The sequence below is a fragment of the Pantoea sp. S18 genome, assembly GCF_045689705.1.
GTDB classification, from domain to species: domain Bacteria; phylum Pseudomonadota; class Gammaproteobacteria; order Enterobacterales; family Enterobacteriaceae; genus Pantoea; species Pantoea symbiotica.
Genome location: NZ_CP142689.1, coordinates 757,749 through 776,145 on the forward strand (window position 1 = coordinate 757,749; position 18,397 = coordinate 776,145).

The 18,397-nt window shown below is 55.2% G+C and carries 16 protein-coding genes; 7 read left to right on the plus strand and 9 right to left on the minus strand.

Going from position 1 to position 18,397, the window contains the following annotated elements; all coding sequences use genetic code 11:
* Positions 1–9: 9 nt before the first annotated feature.
* Positions 10–1,590 (minus strand): BCCT family transporter, encoded by a 1,581-nt coding sequence (locus tag VIJ98_RS23445; protein WP_154183690.1) that lies wholly within the window; start codon positions 1,588–1,590, stop codon positions 10–12.
* A gap of 158 nt (positions 1,591–1,748) precedes the next feature.
* On the opposite strand from VIJ98_RS23445, the gene betI reads away from it, so the two are divergent.
* From betI to betA, 3 genes are read left to right on the plus strand one after another with little or no spacing between them, the layout of a single operon-like run.
* Entirely contained in the window at positions 1,749–2,342 is a 594-nt protein-coding gene (gene betI, locus VIJ98_RS23450) for a transcriptional regulator BetI (protein WP_258145366.1), read from the plus strand.
* Between the two features lie 33 nt (positions 2,343–2,375).
* Entirely contained in the window at positions 2,376–3,848 is a 1,473-nt protein-coding gene (gene betB, locus VIJ98_RS23455) for a betaine-aldehyde dehydrogenase (RefSeq protein ID WP_323271666.1), read from the plus strand.
* A gap of 15 nt (positions 3,849–3,863) precedes the next feature.
* Positions 3,864–5,543 (plus strand): choline dehydrogenase, encoded by a 1,680-nt coding sequence (gene betA / locus VIJ98_RS23460; RefSeq protein ID WP_258145368.1) that lies wholly within the window; start codon positions 3,864–3,866, stop codon positions 5,541–5,543.
* 196 nt (positions 5,544–5,739) lie between these two features.
* Here betA and VIJ98_RS23465 read toward each other — a convergent pair whose 3' ends face one another.
* Positions 5,740–6,873 (minus strand): MFS transporter, encoded by a 1,134-nt coding sequence (locus VIJ98_RS23465; protein ID WP_323271667.1) that lies wholly within the window; start codon positions 6,871–6,873, stop codon positions 5,740–5,742.
* A 137-nt stretch (positions 6,874–7,010) separates the two neighbouring features.
* Between VIJ98_RS23465 and VIJ98_RS23470 the strand changes: the two genes are divergently transcribed.
* Complete coding sequence (locus VIJ98_RS23470; protein ID WP_323271668.1) at positions 7,011–7,760, plus strand: IclR family transcriptional regulator; 750 nt, start codon at positions 7,011–7,013, stop codon at positions 7,758–7,760.
* Here the strand turns inward: VIJ98_RS23470 and VIJ98_RS23475 are convergent.
* The 5 genes from VIJ98_RS23475 to VIJ98_RS23495 all read right to left on the minus strand — a co-directional run bounded on the left by VIJ98_RS23475 (position 7,757) and on the right by VIJ98_RS23495 (position 11,060).
* Positions 7,757–8,068, minus strand: a complete 312-nt coding sequence (locus VIJ98_RS23475; protein ID WP_323271669.1) for a cupin domain-containing protein — start codon at positions 8,066–8,068, stop codon at positions 7,757–7,759. The two genes, VIJ98_RS23470 and VIJ98_RS23475, sit on opposite strands and share 4 nt — an antisense overlap.
* 142 nt (positions 8,069–8,210) lie before the next feature.
* Positions 8,211–8,426 (minus strand): YdgH/BhsA/McbA-like domain containing protein, encoded by a 216-nt coding sequence (locus VIJ98_RS23480; RefSeq protein WP_154157496.1) that lies wholly within the window; start codon positions 8,424–8,426, stop codon positions 8,211–8,213.
* A gap of 196 nt (positions 8,427–8,622) precedes the next feature.
* The gene (locus VIJ98_RS23485; protein ID WP_007890154.1) at positions 8,623–8,838 is read right to left on the minus strand and encodes a YdgH/BhsA/McbA-like domain containing protein; all 216 of its coding nucleotides are present in this window, start codon (positions 8,836–8,838) and stop codon (positions 8,623–8,625) included.
* 121 nt (positions 8,839–8,959) lie between these two features.
* On the minus strand, positions 8,960–9,853 hold the full coding sequence (locus VIJ98_RS23490; protein ID WP_323271670.1) for a dihydrodipicolinate synthase family protein: 894 nt from the start codon (positions 9,851–9,853) through the stop codon (positions 8,960–8,962).
* Positions 9,854–9,971: 118 nt separating this feature from the next.
* Positions 9,972–11,060 carry a YncE family protein gene (locus tag VIJ98_RS23495; protein WP_008101906.1) on the minus strand — a complete coding sequence of 363 codons (1,089 nt, stop codon included), beginning with the start codon at positions 11,058–11,060 and terminating at the stop codon, positions 9,972–9,974.
* A gap of 452 nt (positions 11,061–11,512) precedes the next feature.
* Between VIJ98_RS23495 and fhuE the strand changes: the two genes are divergently transcribed.
* A complete protein-coding gene (fhuE, locus tag VIJ98_RS23500; protein WP_323271671.1) occupies positions 11,513–13,666 on the plus strand; it encodes a ferric-rhodotorulic acid/ferric-coprogen receptor FhuE in 2,154 nt (717 codons plus the stop codon).
* 62 nt (positions 13,667–13,728) lie between these two features.
* Here the strand turns inward: fhuE and VIJ98_RS23505 are convergent, their stop codons facing one another.
* The gene (locus VIJ98_RS23505) at positions 13,729–14,280 is read right to left on the minus strand and encodes a C40 family peptidase (protein ID WP_008101910.1); all 552 of its coding nucleotides are present in this window, start codon (positions 14,278–14,280) and stop codon (positions 13,729–13,731) included.
* 239 nt (positions 14,281–14,519) lie between these two features.
* Positions 14,520–15,497 (minus strand): 2OG-Fe(II) oxygenase family protein, encoded by a 978-nt coding sequence (locus tag VIJ98_RS23510; RefSeq protein ID WP_312182167.1) that lies wholly within the window; start codon positions 15,495–15,497, stop codon positions 14,520–14,522.
* A gap of 507 nt (positions 15,498–16,004) precedes the next feature.
* Here VIJ98_RS23510 and VIJ98_RS23515 point away from each other — a divergent pair.
* Complete coding sequence (locus VIJ98_RS23515) at positions 16,005–16,973, plus strand: ABC transporter substrate-binding protein (protein WP_323271672.1); 969 nt, start codon at positions 16,005–16,007, stop codon at positions 16,971–16,973.
* 7 nt (positions 16,974–16,980) lie between these two features.
* Positions 16,981–18,396: an amidohydrolase family protein gene (locus tag VIJ98_RS23520; protein ID WP_323271673.1), complete on the plus strand. Its 1,416-nt coding sequence runs from the start codon at positions 16,981–16,983 to the stop codon at positions 18,394–18,396.
* The last annotated feature ends 1 nt before the right edge of the window (position 18,397 follow it).

Below are 18,397 nucleotides of genomic sequence, written 5' to 3' on the forward strand. Positions count from 1 at the left end.
CTACGAAATTTACTGCGTTGAACTGTTTTTCTGATTCATTGCGGCGGCAAGTTCAGCTGGCGCCATCTGATGCAGGTCTTTATACAAACTCGCCATATACAGCACGATTACGATCGAGAATGGCAATCCGCAAAGCACCACCGCCGTTTGCATCGCGCTGAAGCTTCCTGCATACAGCAAACCGGCGCATACCAGCGTGGTGACGCATGCCCAGAAGATACGTAGCCAGGCGGGCGCATCATCGCTCACGCTGCCGCCTTTGCTCGACAGATTGGCAATCATCAGCGTGCCGGAATCGACTGGCGTCAGGAACAGCACAAAGCTGATCAGGATGGTGAATCCGGCGACAACCTGGGTAAACGGCAAATATTCAAACATCTTAAACACCGCCATCGGCGGATCGCTCAGCGCGATTTCGCCGAGAATGGCATGTCCACCTTCCAGCACCAGACTGATGGCGGTATTGCCGAACAGCGACAGCCACGCCAGCGTGAAGCCCAGCGGAATTAACAACACGCCGAAGATCAATTCGCGGATAGTACGACCTTTGGAGATGCGCGCGATAAACAGGCCCACAAATGGCGCCCAGGCAACCCACCACGCCCAGTAGAACAGCGTCCATGCGCCCTGCCACTGACGCGCCTTACCGTATAAGTAAAGGTCGAAGCTTTTACCGACAATCGAGGTGAGATAATCCCCGACGTTCTGCATCATGCCGTTAACCAGCGTCATCGTCGGTCCGGCAACAAACACGAACAGCAGCAGCAAACACAGGAAACCGACGTTGATGTTGGACAGCATCGCGATGCCTTTCTCCACGCCCGTCACCGCCGCCAGCGTGGCCACAATCATCATCACCACGATCAGAATCATTAGCACGTGGATGTTTTGCGGAATGTGGAACAGATAGTTAAGGCCGGAGTTGACCAGCAACGCGCCGATGCCGAGGTTGGTCACCATCGAAATCACCGTCACCAGAATGCCAAAGCTATCCACCAAGTGACCAATCCAGCCATGAATGCGTTTACCGAACAGCGGATAGAGCGCGGAACGAAGCGCCAATGGTAAATCGCGGCGATAGGCAAACCACGCCAGCGCGGTGGCGATCAACGCATACAGCGCCCAGCCATGCAGGCCCCAATGTAAGAAGGTGATCGCCATCGCCTGGCGCGCCGCTTCGACAGTGCCGCCCTGTCCTTCCGGTGGCTGCAGGAAGTGATCGAGCGGTTCATAGGCGCCGTAATACACCAGCGCAATACCAATACCGGCTGAGAACAACATCGCTACCCAAGAGGCGTAACCAAACTGCGGTTTTTCATCCTCATGGCCGAGTTTGAGTTGGCCGAAACGCGACAGTGCCAGCCAGAACACAAACACCATACACACCACCATCAGCAGCATGTAATACCAGCCAAACATATCCGCAACCCAGAGCTGGGCATGGTTAAGCCATTTCTGGCTGGCGGAGGGATACAACACAATCATGAAGGCCAGTACCAGGATCACGCTGGCGGAGCTGAGGAATACCGCGAAATTCACGCGGATTGGTTCTTCTTCTGGTTTGAGGGAGTTTTGACTATTCACTGTCATGGTTCATTTCCTTGGTGCAGGTAACAGCGGCTCCGGATGGAAACACTCAGTTAACATTCGGCCACATTTATTTGACATTCTTGCAGCATAAAGTACATTGATTGAACGTTCAATCAATCAATAATCCCCTCAATAAAAATTAAATCGGAGTCGTGACGGTGCGCAAAGAAATCCCCGAGAAACGCAAAGAGCAGCTGATTAACGCCGCATTCGAAACCATTGGCGACGTTGGGCTGGCGGGGATCACCATGTCGCAGGTCGCTAAAGAGGCGGGCATGTCGACCGGGATCGTGAGCCACTACTTTGGTGATAAAGAGGGATTGTTAAACGCGACGATGCGCAAGATCCTACGCGATCTGCGCGATGGCATTGCCGAGTGTCGGGCAAACGTGCCAGAGCAGGATCTGCGTGCCCAGCTTTATGCGGTGATCGATGGCAACTTCCATCCGAGCCAGACCAGCGCGAACTCAATGCGTGCCTGGCTCGATTTCTGGGCCGCGAGCATGCACAACAGCGAATTGCGCCGTCTGCAGCGCCTCAACGATCGTCGTCTTTACTCGAATATTTGCTGCCTGTTTCGTCAGGCGATGTCGCAAGAAATGGCGCGTAAATCCGCACGCGGACTGGCGGCGTTGATTGATGGTTTGTGGCTGCGCGGCAGCCTGACCGGAAAGGATTTTGATGTAGAGCAGGCCTGCTTGATCGCCCGCGATTATGTCGATGAAAAACTGGCATCGCTGCCAGCTGCGTAACAAAAAGAGCCAATAGCTAAGGAACAGAAGAGAATGGCAAAGTACCCAACACAAAAACTCTACATTGACGGTCAGTTGACCGATGCCAGTGGACAAGAGACCTTCGATACCATTAATCCCGCCAACGGTGAAGTACTGGCGCAGGTGCAACGTGCCACCCAGGCTGACGTGGAGCGCGCGGTCGAAAGCGCCGAGCGTGGTCAGCGCATCTGGGCGGCGATGACCGCCACTGAGCGCTCACGCATTTTGCTGCGTGCCGTCGCCATCCTGCGTGAGCGCAATGACGAACTGGCCGCGCTGGAAACCCTCGATACCGGTAAGCCCCTCTCTGAAACCTCGGCGGTGGATATCGTTACCGGCGCCGACGTGCTGGAGTATTACGCTGGCCTGGCGACCATCATCGAAGGCGAACAGTATCCGCTGCGCGACACCAGTTTCTTCTACACGCGCCGCGAGCCGCTGGGCGTCACCGTCGGCATTGGCGCGTGGAACTATCCGATTCAGATTGCGCTGTGGAAATCCGCACCCGCGCTGGCCGCAGGTAACGCCATGATCTTCAAGCCCAGTGAAGTCACGCCGCTCAGCGTGCTGAAACTGGCGGAGATCTACACCGAAGCGGGCGTGCCCGACGGCGTGTTTAACGTAGTGCAAGGCGCTGGCCGAGAAGTGGGCCAATGGCTGACCGAACATCCGCGCATTGCCAAAATCTCCTTCACCGGCGGCATTGAAACCGGCAAAAAAGTGATGGCGAGCGCGGCAGGTTCGACGCTGAAAGAAGTGACCATGGAGCTGGGCGGCAAATCGCCGCTGTTGATTTTACCGGACGCGGATATTGAGCAAGCAGCCGATATCGCCATGATGGCGAACTTCTACAGCTCCGGCCAGGTGTGCACCAACGGCACGCGCGTGTTTGTGCATCATTCGCAAAAAGCGGCGCTGGAACAGGCGCTGCTGCTGCGCGCGCAGCGTATTCGCCTTGGTCAGCCAATGGACGCCGACACCAACTTCGGCCCGCTGGTGAGCTTCGCGCACATGGAAAATGTGCTGCGCTATATTGAACTCGGCAAACAGCAAGGCGCGAAAGTGCTGATTGGCGGCGCGCGCGAAACCCGTGGTGCTTATGCGCAAGGCGCGTGGGTGCAGCCGACCATTTTCACCGATTGCGAAGATCATCACACTATCGTCAAAGAGGAGATCTTTGGCCCGGTGATGAGCATCCTCACCTACGACGACGAAGAAGAAGTAATCCGCCGCGCCAACGATACCCACTTCGGCCTGGCGGCTGGCGTGGTCACAAAAGACCTGGCCAGCGCACACCGCGTGATTCACCGCCTTGAAGCCGGCATCTGCTGGATCAATAGCTGGGGTGAATCGCCGGCGCAAATGCCGGTTGGCGGTTATAAACAGTCTGGCGTGGGTCGCGAGAACGGCATTTCTACCCTCGCCCATTACACCCGCATCAAATCCATTCAGGTTGAACTGAACCCGTTCACCTCCGTGTTTTAATCGAAGGAACGCAAGATGAGCATCACCAGGGAGTACGACTACATCATTATTGGTGCGGGTTCAGCCGGCAACGTGCTGGCCACGCGCCTGACCGAAGACGCCAACGTCAGCGTGCTGCTACTGGAAGCGGGCGGTCCGGATTATCGCCAGGATTTCCGCACGCAGATGCCTGCCGCGCTGGCTTTCCCGCTGCAGGGCCGCCGCTATAACTGGGCTTACCAGACCGATCCTGAGCCGCATATGAATAACCGTCGCATGGAGTGCGGACGTGGCAAAGGTCTGGGCGGATCGTCGCTGATCAACGGCATGTGCTACATCCGGGGTAATGCGCTGGATTACGATAACTGGGCGAAGCAGCCGGGACTGGAAAACTGGAGCTATCTCGATTGCCTGCCTTACTTCAAAGCCGCCGAGCGCCGCGATATCGGCGGTAATGACTATCACGGCGATTGCGGCCCGGTGAGCGTCACCACGCCAAAATCCAGCAACAACGTGCTGTTCCACGCCATGGTGGAAGCAGGCGTGCAGGCCGGTTATCCGCGTACCGATGATCTGAACGGTTATCAGCAGGAAGGTTTCGGTCCGATGGACAGAACCGTGACGCCAAAAGGCCGTCGCGCCAGCACCGCACGCGGTTATCTCGATCAGGCGCGTTCACGTCCGAATCTGACGATTGAGGTGCACGCGCTGACCGACCGCATTCTGTTTGATAACAAACGCGCCTGCGGCGTTAAATGGCTGCAAAAAGATCACCCGCACGAAGCACGCGCGCGGCGTGAAGTGCTGCTGTGCGCTGGCGCGATTGCCTCGCCGCAGGTGTTACAGCGTTCGGGTGTTGGTCCGGCTGAGTTGCTGAAAAGTCTGGATATCCCGTTGGTGCACGATCTGCCGGGTGTGGGCGCGAACCTGCAGGATCATCTGGAAATGTATCTGCAATACGAGTGCAAGCAGCCGGTTTCGCTGGCGCCAGCGCTCAAGCTACACAACCAACCGGCGATTGGTGCCGAATGGTTATTCAACGGCAGCGGCATCGGTGCCAGCAACCAGTTTGAAGCGGGTGGTTTTATTCGCTCTGACGAAGAGTTTGAGTGGCCGAATATTCAGTATCACTTCCTGCCGGTGGCGATTAACTACAACGGCTCGAATCCGATTAAAACGCACAGCTTCCAGGCGCACGTCGGCTCCATGCGCTCGCCAAGCCGGGGACGCGTGCAGGTCACTTCTAAGGACCCGAACGCACATCCGAGCATCCTGTTTAACTACATGTCGGACGATCAGGATTGGCGTGAATTCCGTGCGGCGATTCGCATCACCCGTGACATCATCGCGCAGCGCGCACTCGATCCGTTCCGTGGCCGAGAAATCTCACCCGGTTTAACGGTGCAAAGTGATGACGAGCTGGATAAATTCGTGCGTGAACATGCTGAAACCGCTTATCACCCGTCATGCTCGAATGCGATGGGTTATCACGATATGGCGGTAGTCGGGAATGACGGGAAAGTGCACGGCGTTGAGGGCTTGCGCGTGGTGGATGCGTCGATCATGCCGCAAATCACCACCGGCAACTTAAACGCGCCAACCATTATGATCGCCGAGAAAATTGCCGACATGATTCGCGGTCGCCCGCCGTTACCGCGTGAAAACGTGCCTTACTATGTCGCCAACGGCGCACCGGTGCGTCGCCAGCCTCAGTAATTAATCATTAAGGGTTCACGTTCGGCGTGAACCCTTTTTTCTGCTGAGCTGCCCATCTTCCACGAAAAAAACCAAACCGTTCAAGGTTATCCACAATCCCCGTGCGTAGAGTCGGCGTTATCCTGTGGATAAAACTCGCCTCGCGCCACACAGCGCCCGATGCGCGCGTGCGGTTACTTTTCGCACGATTATCAAATCATGCAGTGACCGAGCGCCCCACTTTCCCCATGGCAAAAACGTTGACTGCCGCTAACAGCGCGGCGGCAGCAAAGGCGCTGACGAAACCGCCGGGCAGATACGCCATAAAGACCGCGAGAAACTGGCCGGAAAAAATCGCCATCGATAAACGCGCCAGCTGGCGGCCGCGTTCCTGCGGCTGGCTAATCTCCACCGTCAGATGATTAACCAGCGGAATCGACAGACCAAATCCCATGCCCAGCAAAATGCCGCCCGGAATAAACAGCACCATGTTTGGCGCAGCGGCAAACTCCAGATGCGCCAGCAGATAACAGACAAACGCCATCACTAAGGCTGGATAACTGCCAAAGCGCTGCGACACGTCGGGCATGATGGCGGCGGCCAGCACCGCCACCAGCGAGACGAAAGAGAGAAAATAGCCAATGTGCGCGGCATCAATGCCCATCACGGCAAAACGTTGCGGCAACATGATCACGGCGGTGAAAAAGCACATCATCGAGCAGAGCGCGGCGAGTAAAACCGGACGCAGCGCGCGATCGCTGTTTCCCGCCTTCTCATCTACAGATTCCGATGCCGCCAACTGCGGCGGGCGTGGCACGGTGATCAACACCATCAGCAACATCAGCCAGGCAAACAGGTAAAGCCCATACGGCCAGCGCCAGCTGATGGACGCCAGAATACCGCCAATAAACAGAAACAGTACGCCACCCAGTTCGATCGACATCCCTTGCCGCGCCATCATTTTCAGACGCGCTTCACCGCTGTAGAAGCGGGCGATCAAGCTGGTACCCGCCGCCATCACGATTGCGGTGGCACAGCCGAGTAAAAGACGATCGATGATCTGCGGTAGCGCGCCAGGCAACCACGCGCCTGCGACGCCGAAAAGGCCGTAGCAAAACAGTCCGATGAGCAGAAGTGGATAAGCGCCCCAGCGATCGATGGCACGTCCCGCTAACGGACCCGCCAGTACCACGCCAAGCGACGGCAGCGTGACCAGCCAGCTTGCCAAATGCGCGACGCCAAGTTGCGCAGCGATTTCGCTGAGTCCGGGAACAATCACACAGCCCACCATAATCGTCAGGCAACTAACCGCTAATAAGGTAAATGCGCCGGTAGGTTTAAGGGATGACACATCAACTCCTGATATCCACATAATGGACATAAACACCGAATAGTGGACGACAGTGTTAGAGGAATCGGCGGCGCTGTCAATCGCCGAGCGCCATCGTGCTATAGTGTTGCCAGCTCAAACGCACGGAATCCTTAAAAATGAGTGTGGAAACAGAAACTAACGGATCACAGGTGATCGCGCGGGCCGCCACGATTTTGCGCGCGCTGGAAGATCGTCCGGCGGGATTAACTATGTCGGCGTTGGCGAAAATCACTGCATTACCGCGCACCACCGTGCATCGGCTGGTGACTTCGCTGATCGCTCAGCAGCTGTTGTTGCAGGATAGCGATGGCATCAAATTGGGTCCGGCGCTGGCTCGTCTCGCGGCATCGGCGCATACCGATATCATCGCGCTGGCACAACCGGCAATGGCGACACTCGGCCGTCGTACGCGTGAAACCGTCGATCTCTGCGTCTGGCGCGGCAGCCATACCGTGTTGGTGAGTCAATTTGTTTCCGATCAGGAGTTGCGCGTGGCATCGCCGGTAAGCACCGCGTTTCCCTCGCACTGCGCGGCACACGGCAAAGCGTTACTGGCGGAGCAATCTGAAGAGGCGCTGGCAAGCTTGCTGCCACAGCTGAAAGAGATGCGCACCGAGAAGACGTTGCAAGATAGTAAGGTGCTGCTGAAAGAGATCGCCGTTACGCGAAAGCAAGGTTATGCCATTGATCGTGAAGAGCATGCGCGCGGGGTTTGCGGCATCAGCGTGGCGCTGCAAACCAGCGCGGGTGAACGCTATGCTTTAGCGATAGCCGCACCGGCAATGCGTTTTGATGAGCAGTTCGCGCATTTGCTGGCGTCGCTGCTGCAGGCAAAAGCCGAGATTGAAGCGCTAGTGGCGCGTTAAACCGAACCTTCTTTTTCGATCACTAATACGCGCGCTTCGCCTTGCGGGTGCGCAACATGCTCGGTACCGATGCTGGCGTAAAAAATGTCGCCGGTATTGAGCAGCACTTTCTGCACCTCGCCCGCTTCGCGGTAATGCATCTCTACCGCGCCGTCCAGCACCGCAAACACTTCTTCGCCATCATTGATGTGCCACTTGTAAGGTTGGTTGGTCCAGTGCAGACGCACGCTGGTGCCGCCGAAGTTGGCGATGTCTAATGCATCCCAGGCTTTGGCAGGTGAGAAGTTTTTGCTGACGTAGGTTTTCATGCGATATCCGTGTAGAGGAGAACTGGGTTGATGATACACAGAGCGCAGGCGGGCGGCGGGACATGCACAAGCCATTTACGGACATGCAGATACAACAAAGCCGCCCGGAGGCGGCCTTAACACGACGGCTTGTGCGACTAACTTATTTATACAGCTCTGCAGTCATGTGTACGCGGTTGTTAGTGTTGGCACTAGTGATTTTGTACTGTGCGCCCTGCTCTTGAGCCTGAGCTGCGATTTTCGCTTCTGCGCCATCCAGAGTTGAAGACTGAACTGAAATGCTCTGTGCAAAGCTAGCAGCAGACATCATTGAAAGAGCAGCAACGGCGGCGATAGACAGTGTTTTGATAGTTTTCATGGTCATAATCCTTAGTGGTTTTTATTAGAAGACTGTGTGCCTTCGATGAGAATAATAATAACTGATGTTATCGTTTCAATATTAACCATTAGTGCGATCACGATAACTTACGTAACTATACAGTTTCCGGCGCTTTGTCGACAAAAAAGGCCGCCCGTAGGCGACCTGTTCTGGCACATCCGTATGCAACCATCCGTTATTTGTAAAGTTCTGCAGTCATATGTACGACGTTACCGTTGCTTGCTTCCAGAATTTTGTATTGCTCACCATTCTGTTTTGCCTGTGCAGCGATTTTGGCTTCAGCACCATCCAGCGTCAGAGAAGTAGCTGAAACGGTCTGTGCGAAGCTGGCAGCAGACATCAGTGAAAGAGCGGCGGCAGCAGCGATAGTCAGAGTTTTGATAGTTTTCATGGTCGTATTCCTTTGGTTGTTTGATTTGAAGGCTGTGCGCCTTCGATGGAAACAATAATAACCACTGAAACTATTATCAGATTAACTATTAGTGCGATCACAGTTAATCAACTCATTATCACTATGCCAGCTCGAGCTCTGTGATCACCCTTTTCACTTCCGCCACATCCATCGCCGAAAGCGAACGCAGTGGGCGCGGCAGGCAATCATACTCAGCAAGACCCAGCACGCTGGCCGCCGCAGCGATGACGCGAATACTGCCGCCGTGTTGGGTAAATAGCGCCCAAAGCGGTGCGAGCCGCTGTCCCTGTTCGGCTACCGCCGCAAAATCGCCCGCCATCGCCGCATCTGTCATTGCTTTAGCGGTGCGCGGGAACAGTCCGCCGCACACTGAATACCACACTTCACAACCGGCGATCAGGCCTGCTGCGGCAAAGGCATCGCCGCTGATCCCAATGGTGACGTCTTGCGGTAATTGATCACGCAAAGCCTTTACCCGTTGCGTAGCCGCTGCGATATCGGCGGGCACGCCGGGAATTTTGATGGAAGCGATATGCGGCAGCGTGGCGATACGCGCATGCAGCGCATCGGAGAAGACAAAGTGGCTGGTGCCGGGATTATCATAAATGCACACCGGCAACGAAACGTGGCGCGTGACATCCTGATACAGGCCAAACACTTCGTCATCAGTGAGTTTCTGATAGGAAACGGCGGGCAGCAGCAACGCGCTGGCGCCGGCCTGTTGCGCATCTTCGGCAAGTCGCAGCACTTCGTCGGTGCTCACCGCGCCAATGCTGACCATCACCGGAATAGCGTCCGCATGCTGCACCGCCAGCGTCGCAATGCGCTTGCGCTGTTCGCGCGTGAAATAGGCGTAGCTGCCGGTGGATCCCAGCACGCCAAGCGAATCGACTTTTGCTGCCGTGAGCCGCGCAAGGATATTAAGAAAAGCTATCTCATCAATTCCAGAAGCATTCAGCGGAGTCAGGGGAAACGCACTCAATCCTTTAAACATAGCCAGCGCCTTATTCGTCATTAACAGGGGAAAACAGCTTAACCTGCACAGTTATAAGCCATCAGAAACAAAAATGCCCTCTTACGAGGGCATGAATTATCGCTACAGCTTGAGGGGATTATTTCAGTGCGATGCGCGCAATCTGATCCTGGCCTTTGGTTGAGGAGTCTTTATTAAACTCCGCTTTCAACGTTACATATAGCGTGTTGTTGTCTGGGCCAATCAGCAGGCTGTTTGGATTGTTATCAAACGACCAGCTGTTTTTTACCGCGTACGTGGTGGCATCCAACTGCAGCACTTTCTTCGATTCGCGCTGGCTGATGTAGATCTCATTACGTTTGGCATTGAATTTGATAGCCAGCGCATCGCCTTCAATACGTTTGATCACTTTGCCAGTGCGCTCATCAAACACCAGCGTGGCTTTGCCTTTCGAATCGTCGGTGACGAACAGGCGACCTGTTGCCGGATCTTCAGCCATATTCAGGAACAAGTACTCTTTACCGTCGCCCGCCGTCCAGCGCTTCTCAATTTTGTGCGTGCGTGGATTGATTACCAGAATCTCGCCCGCGCCGTTGGTCGCATAAATGCGCTCAGTCAGCGGAGAATAGATGATGCCGGTTACCCATTTGCCTGCATTTTTGATGGTAGCTTTCAGCTTGAAGGTTTTCACGTCAACCACTGAGATATAACCCGGATCGGCCACGCGACCGACATACAACTCGTTGCCGTGCCACAGCACTTCACGCGCACCCGCCGGATAACCTTCTTTATCTTTCTTGCCTGGGAAGACTAAACGTTCCAGCACTTTGCCGCTTTGCGCATCCACTTTCGAGATGGCGCCATCCAGCGAGTTGGTGGTGTAGAACACGCTACCCGCTTCGTCGATCGCCGTACCGAAGTTTTTAAGATCGGTATGCGTCACGCCTTTGGTTTCCAGCGTGGTTGGGTCGAGACGATAAATCACACCGCCGTTCACGTCTTTAAAGCTCTGCGCGCTGGCAACGTATAACGCTTTCGCAGCAGGCGAGTACGCCATTTCATACAGGCCATCGCCCAAGGTGCGCTGGGTCAGAGAAGTATCAACAGGCTTGGCAGCAGCGGCTGGCGCTTCGGCTTTTTTAGCCGGAGCCTGGCAAGCGGTCAGGCTGAAAGCAGCGACAATCGCTGCAGCTAAGGCGGCTTTGCGCGGGCTAAATAACGATTTCATGCTCAACTCCATCAATGGATGAACGGCTCCGTGGCGCGCGGGCGCGCACGGAAAATACAAGAAGAATGAGAATCATACGCATTAGCATAAACTTAGCAACTTTCTCGACGATCTTCCGTACTTTGCCGTGAATACTCGCTTGCTAGTCGCACACCTTTCTTAGCCATAAAACGTCCTGATATCGCTTTAAAAACATGAAAACGTTAGCAATTAACAGGTTATTTTTATCCGTAAGCCACTGATTCCAAGCCCACTTACACATTATTACAATTGCAGTTGAAACCTTCGGCGGATTCTTTAAAGCAAATGATTATCATTGGCTTTCTCAATAAATGCGCAGTGGCGGGTTGCACGTTCTCTCTTCCGCCCTTTCCGGCTGATAAGTAACGGCGCAAACAATAAAAAACGAAGCAAAACAGCTTCCTATAACACAGGTTTCTACAGGAAATTTTATGTCTGGCATCAGGAAAACCTTTAACGTCTCACTGCTGGCGGTGACTATTCATGCACTGCTTGCGCCAAACATGGCGCAGGCGGCAAGCGACACGCAGCAGGATTTGGTGGTCGATGCATCCGCAACCGGCGACAGCGATAACAACGAAAAGCAGGATTACGCGGTAAAAACCACGCGAGCGGGCACCAAATTGTTGCTAACGCCACGCGATGTGCCGCAGTCGATGAGCGTGGTGACTCAGCAGCGCATGCAGGATCAGAACCTGCAATCGGTGAACGATGTATTGACCAACGCCACCGGCATCTCAACTAACCTGATCGACAGCGAGCGCTCGGAATACTATTCGCGCGGCTTTAAAGTCACCAACTTCTCCTTCGATGGCATTCCCACGTCGGTTAATGACAACTGGAACTACGGCGATGCCGCCTCGGATACCGCCATTTACGATCGTATTGAGATCGTACGCGGTGCCACCGGATTGATGACCGGCGCGGGAAGCCCGTCAGCATCGATCAACATGGTACGCAAACACGCCGACAGCAAAACCTTCACCGGCACGGTCAGCGCCAGCTACGGCAGTTGGAACAAACAGCGTTATGTTGCCGATCTCTCTGCGCCGCTGAATCAGGATGGCAGCCTGCGCGGCCGCGTGGTGACCGGTTACAGCGATGAAGACAGCTGGCTCGATCGCTACCACAAAACCAAAAAATTCCTCTACGGCGTGATTGATGCCGACCTCACCGAGCACACCACGCTGTCGCTGGGCTACGACTACGAAGATGCCAACACCGGCAATCCAACGTGGGGCGGCTTGCCGATGTTCTATAGCAACAATGCCACCACGCATTACGATCGCAGCCTCAACTCCGCCGCCAACTGGGCACGCTACAACACCAATTCGCGCAAAGTGTTCGCCGACATCGATCATAACTTCGATAACGGCTGGAACATCCACGTCAATGGCACGCACGCGGAGAATACCTTCAACGATAAGTTGCTGTATGTCATGGGCAGCCCTGATCAGGACAGCGGCGAAGGCACCACCGGCTACGGCAGTATGGATCGCGGCAAACGCCAGATGGATTCCTTCGACGGCTACGCCAGCGGCCCGTTTGAGCTGTTAGGGCGTCAGCATCAGTTGATGGCGGGCGTAAGCTACAGCCGCCAGCACAACGCCACTTACAGCCAGGATGGCGTTACCGACCTGGAAAACTATGATATCGCCTCAGGCGATATGGGCATTTTCAACAACAGCTGGAACGGCAACATCGCCGAGCCGCAGTGGCAAGGTTGGTATCAGAATGCCGACGATACCATTCGTCAGAAATCAGCTTATACCGCCGCGCGCTTCTCGCTGGCCGATCCGCTGTCGCTGATTATTGGTGCACGCTATACGCAGTGGAGCACCAACGGCAGCAGCGGCGATATGACCAAAAATAACACCACGCCGTACGCTGGTTTGGTGTATGACATCAACGATACATGGTCGGCATATGGCAGCTATACCTCGATCTTCCTGCCGCAAACCTACCGCGATACCAGCGGCAAATACCTGTCGCCGGTTACCGGTAAAAGCTATGAAACCGGCCTGAAGTCCGCCTGGTATGATGGTCGATTAACCGCGACCGTGGCGGTATTCCGTATTGAGCAGGACAACGTTGGTCAGGCGATTAATGGCGTCTATCTGAGCGGCAACGAACAGGCTTATGCGCCCGCCAAAGGTGCAGTGAGTAAAGGTGCGGAGTTTGAGCTGAACGGCGCGCTAACAGATAATCTGCAGCTGACTTTCGGTGCCACACGCTACGTGGCGCGGGATAAAGATGGACGTTTCAACAGCTATCAGCCGCAAACTTCCTTCAAACTGTTCACCCGTTATCAGCTACCAATGTTGCTGGATCTGACGGTTGGCGGCGGCATCAACTGGCAGAACCGCGTGTTTGAAGATGCCACCAATGCCAGCGGCGATACCGTGCGCGTTTATCAGGGCAGCTTCCCGCTGGCATCGCTGTTTGCGCGTTATCAGGTGACTAAGCAGGTGGCGGTGCAGGCGAACGTCGATAACCTGTTTGATCGTGAATATTACAGCTACATGAACAGCTATGTTTATGGCGCGCCGCGCAGTGTTTCGATGAGCCTTTCATACCAGTTTTAATTAACCGTAGGGTCGCCATTCATGGCGACCCATTCAACCCTTCGCACATTTATGCGGACCCATCAAACCTTGTTTTTATAATTGAAACTGATCTGCGAATTCTGTTCTTTCGGCAAACGGCGCGCCTCTAAATAAACCGATTTCCAGTACGGATTATTTAGCGAAGAGCGCATCACGCCCTGGCTCACCGACGCGTGCAGGAATTGATGATCGGTGTCATAAAAGCCGACGTGCAGCTCGCGCTTAATGCGGAAGAACACTAAATCACCGGGTTGCAGATGCGCCTGATCCACCGGTTTGCCCATGGCAATTAACTCTTTGGTGGTGACGCGATCCATCGGAATATTGAAGCGATCTTTCAGCGTGCGCCAGACAAATCCTGAGCAATCGACGCCGGTTAATTGCGTACCGCCCCACTGATATTTGGTCCCTTCCCACGAATGCATTTGATCGTGCAGCGCGGCAATCACCGGAATTAAATCGGGCTGTTTGCCACCGTCTGCCGAGGTATCCACGCTGTCCTCTGCAGGCGCATGCGAAGACTTAGAAGAACAACCGGCCAAAGTAAAAAGAAACAGGCAGGCGATAACTTTGCTGGCGGCAGAATTGATCATGTGTTGGTGTTTTCGCTGAGGGAGACAGTGTTTAGAGATTTATACCGTAAAAAAGTTGCAGAAATAAATAGGCGTGCGGTGAAATCTTTTATTTGCCGGTTGTTTTTACCTAAGTTTACGCAACGGTAACATCTTGTATTTGGGTTAAAAATCTATTTCCAGCGCTGCGCTTTTTCTGTGCAGGAGAATATTTGCGCTCCTGCACAGAATGACATCAATTTCGACTTACAGCTGTACGTTTAATACTTGCCGGAGAAATTGGCGCTAATACGCTGCGCCAGATAATCCTTCGCGGAAATAGGCGGATATTTTTTCTCCGGTCCTTCAATAATCACGTCTTCGTTCGCCTGGCAGAAAAACGCCAGGCTGTAGCGTGCCGGCACCGATTCACCCGGCAGCGGATTGCTAACGCGATGGAAATTCGACGGTAGCTTGTCGTCACTCCAGCGCATCAACATATCGCCGATATTACAGGTAATTAAGCCTTCCAGCGGCGCGATCGGCGTCCAGATTTGCTCCTCCATCTCTTTGCCCGGACACACTTGCAAACCGCCCTGCCCATCACGCTGGAACAGCAAGGTCAGGCAATCGAAATCGGTATGTGCTCCAGCGCGCCAAGGACCATCTGGCTCACCGCTAATAGCAAAGTAGTGCAGCATCCGCAGCGTGCTTTGGTAGGTTTCGCGTGATGGCTCATGCGCTTTGGCAAAGAAATCGTCGGGGAATCCCAGCTTCAGGGCAAAACAGGAGAGCAAGCGCATGCCCACTTCCCAGCACTGACGCTCAAACTTCAGTACATCATGTTGGAAGCCGGGCAAAGTGGCATCATCCGGCCATAAGCCTTCCATACGCGGACGCGTCACCTGATACGACTCTTTTTGGTCCGGTTTACCGGTGGAGGGACGAATCTGCGCGCGGTATTCCCAGCCGGCATTGCGGCTGAGTGGATGACGCGCTTTGTCACTTTGTGGCAGCGCAAAAAAGCGCTCGGCGTTAGCAAAAGCCGCATTGATGTCGTCGAGGGGAATACCGTGGCCGGAAACCTGGAAGAAGCCAATTTCAGTGGCGGCTTGCCACAACTGATCGGCTATTTCGGCTTTACGTTGATCGAAATCTGAGAGATCAATGATGCGCACATCACGCGCCGCTTCCACGCCGCGCGCGCCCATCCGCGATTCTTTTGCCAGTTCATGCATGTCATAAGTGGTCTTTTCCATTGGTGCACCTCGTTATTGAGCGATAACGGATGACCCACCCGCTGAGTGGCAGTCATCCCCGCGCCTGCTTAACGTGCAGGCGATCGAGCAATGACCCACCGGGTGAAACCACGGTTGACAGCTTCTACTCAGTTTCAACCAAGCAAAGGCTGTGCCAGCTCACGGTGCTCCGTTAAATCAACAAGTTAAGCCATTTTGCGCATCATGCCTGCACAACGGCGGTGCAAAAATGGGCGCCTTGCATCATCAACGATCAGCGGATGACGCAAAATCTCATCACATTTCAGATTAAACTCAATAGTTTCATCGTGTTACATAAATGGCATGCGCTTTGCTAAATCCCCATTGAGTATAAGCGGTCAGCGTGACAGCAGATTCACGCAGGACATTGCTCTACAGCTTTAGCTGTACCTCGTCAGGGGACGATGCGAATCACGCATCGTGAGCACGCCATGCGCCGCAACGCCCCTGATGACGACAACAAACTCAACGTTTATTGGGGGTTTTATGACAATGTCGCGTTTCCGTTTCTCCTTATTCGCTGCTCTGCTGAGCACTTCTGCCCTGTCGCACGCCGCCGACAAACTGGTATTACAAACCACCTGGGTCGCGCAGGCTGAACAAGGCGGTTATTACCAGGCGGTCGCCACCGGCATCTATAAAAAATACGGGCTGGATGTCGAGGTGCGCTCCGGCGGGCCGCAGCTGAATAACATGACGCTGCTGCTGGCGAATCGTGCTGATGTCATCGTCAGCTACGATCTGCAAGTGCTGCAGGGCGTTGAGCGCAACTTCCCGCTGAAGGCCATCGCCGCGCCGTTTCAATTTGATCCGCAAGGCATTGTCACCCACGGCGATGTGAAGTCGCTGGATCAGCTGAAAGGGAAAATCGTACTGGTATCAGCCAGCGGACAAGCCAGCTGGTGGCCGTGGTTGAAAGGCAAATATCAGCTGCAGGATGGTCAGGCGCGCCCTTACACCTTCAACATGCAACCCTTCCTCGCCGACAAAAATACCGCGCAGCAGGCGTACGCCACCTCCGAAGTGCAGCAAATCAAGCAGGTGCAGCCAGACAGCAAATTCTATCTGTTTGCCGATTATGGCTACCCGGCGTACGGCGGCATTCTGGTGACGCGCGACGATTTACTGCAAAAAGAGCCGGACGTCATGAAGCGTTTTGTTGCGGCATCGATGGAAGGCTGGCAATCCTACCTCGCCAATCCGGCTGCCGGTAATGCACTGATCAAAAAAGAGAACCCGCAGATGACCGACGCGATACTTGCCTTCGGCGTGTCGCAAATGAAAGCACTGCATCTGATTGACGGCGGTGATGCGGCGAAACAAGGTCTAGGCGTGATGACGGATAAGCGCTGGCAGGCAACGCGTGACTTTATGGTCAACGCCGGTCTGCTCAAAGCTTCAACCGACTGGCAGAGCGCGTTTAGCACGCAGTTTGTCGCGGCCAAAGCGGAGTGAGTTACTCATGAGCCAACTGTTAATCAAACACTGCGCCGCGATTCTAACCGGCGACAAACTGCAACCGCGCAGCAGCGCGCGCGATATTCGCATCCGCGATGGCCTGATTGCGGAGATGGGCGAGCTCGACACTATCACCGATGAAATCGTGATCGACGCCCGCGATTGCGTGGTCTATCCCGGCTGGGTCAACACGCATCATCATCTGTTTCAATCGCTGCTCAAAGGCGAGCCGCAAGGGCTCAATCTCAGCCTGGGCGGCTGGCTGGCTGCGACGCCGTATCGCTTTCGTGGCGCTTTCGATGAACAGACGTTTCGTATCGCCGCGCGCGTCGGTTTGGTCGAGCTGGTGCGTTCTGGCTGCACCACCATCGCCGACCATCACTATCTCTACTGGCCAGATATGCCGTTTGATGGCGCAGCAATCCTGTTCGATGAAGCCGACAAGCTGGGCGTGCGCTTCGTGCTGTGTCGCGGCGGTGCAACGCAAAGCCGTGGCTTAGAGAGCGACTTGCCCACCGCGCTGCGCCCGGAAAGCTTTGATAGCATGATGAGCGATGTCGATCGGCTGGTGGCGCGCTATCACCAACCGCAGGATAGCGCGATGCGCCGCATTGTGATGGCGCCGACCACCACGCTGCACTCCACCACGCCGCATGAACTGCGCGAAAGCGCGCGCCTGGCGCGCCAGCTCGGCATTCGTCTGCATAGTCATCTATCGGAAACCGTTGATTACCTCGATGCCGCTCGCGCAAAGTTTGGTATGACGCCGCTGCAGTTTTGCGCCGAACACGACTGGATTGGCGATGACGTATGGTTTGCGCATCTGGTGAAACTGCTGCCGGAAGAGATCGCCATGCTGGGCGCGGCGGGCAGCGGTATCGCGCACTGCCCGCAAAGTAACGCGCGTCTCGGTAGCGGCATTGCCGATTTGGTGGCGATGGAGCAGGCGGGCGTAAAGATCTCGATTGGCGTTGATGGCGCGGCCTCGAATGAGGCGGCGGATATGCAAAGTGAAACCCACGCCGCCTGGCAGCTACAGCGCGCACGCAAAGGCATGCTGGCGCAGCCGCGCTATGCCGGTGGCACTTTTGAAGGCGGTGGCGATGCCGCCAGCATCGAAGATGTGGTGCGCTGGGGCACATCCGGCGGCGCGCAGGTCTTGGGTTTGAACACCGGCCGCCTCGCACCCGGCATGGCCGCCGATATTGCCGTCTATCGCCTTGACGATCCTCGCTATTTTGGCCTGCACGATCTCGCCATTGGCCCGGTGGCCAGCGGCGGACGCGCCAGTTTAAAAGCGCTGATCTGCGCAGGAAAAGTGCTGATGCAGGATGATGTGATTACCGGAGTGGATTTAGCGGAACTGGGCCGCGACGCTGCGCAAGCGGTAAAAACCTTGCAGCAGCGCGCGGCGGTGTAAC

Bases quoted from the DNA above. Each gene is read 5' to 3' on its own strand.
- VIJ98_RS23445 (WP_154183690.1), bottom strand. From the start codon at position 1,590: ATGACAGTGAATAGTCAAAACTCCCTCAAACCAGAAGAAGAACCAATC.
- betB (WP_323271666.1), top strand. From the start codon at position 2,376: ATGGCAAAGTACCCAACACAAAAACTCTACATTGACGGTCAGTTGACC.
- betA (WP_258145368.1), top strand. From the start codon at position 3,864: ATGAGCATCACCAGGGAGTACGACTACATCATTATTGGTGCGGGTTCA.
- VIJ98_RS23470 (WP_323271668.1), top strand. From the start codon at position 7,011: ATGAGTGTGGAAACAGAAACTAACGGATCACAGGTGATCGCGCGGGCC.
- VIJ98_RS23475 (WP_323271669.1), bottom strand. From the start codon at position 8,068: ATGAAAACCTACGTCAGCAAAAACTTCTCACCTGCCAAAGCCTGGGAT.
- VIJ98_RS23480 (WP_154157496.1), bottom strand. From the start codon at position 8,426: ATGAAAACTATCAAAACACTGTCTATCGCCGCCGTTGCTGCTCTTTCA.
- VIJ98_RS23485 (WP_007890154.1), bottom strand. From the start codon at position 8,838: ATGAAAACTATCAAAACTCTGACTATCGCTGCTGCCGCCGCTCTTTCA.
- VIJ98_RS23490 (WP_323271670.1), bottom strand. From the start codon at position 9,853: ATGTTTAAAGGATTGAGTGCGTTTCCCCTGACTCCGCTGAATGCTTCT.
- VIJ98_RS23495 (WP_008101906.1), bottom strand. From the start codon at position 11,060: ATGAAATCGTTATTTAGCCCGCGCAAAGCCGCCTTAGCTGCAGCGATT.
- fhuE (WP_323271671.1), top strand. From the start codon at position 11,513: ATGTCTGGCATCAGGAAAACCTTTAACGTCTCACTGCTGGCGGTGACT.
- VIJ98_RS23505 (WP_008101910.1), bottom strand. From the start codon at position 14,280: ATGATCAATTCTGCCGCCAGCAAAGTTATCGCCTGCCTGTTTCTTTTT.
- VIJ98_RS23510 (WP_312182167.1), bottom strand. From the start codon at position 15,497: ATGGAAAAGACCACTTATGACATGCATGAACTGGCAAAAGAATCGCGG.
- VIJ98_RS23515 (WP_323271672.1), top strand. From the start codon at position 16,005: ATGACAATGTCGCGTTTCCGTTTCTCCTTATTCGCTGCTCTGCTGAGC.
- VIJ98_RS23520 (WP_323271673.1), top strand. From the start codon at position 16,981: ATGAGCCAACTGTTAATCAAACACTGCGCCGCGATTCTAACCGGCGAC.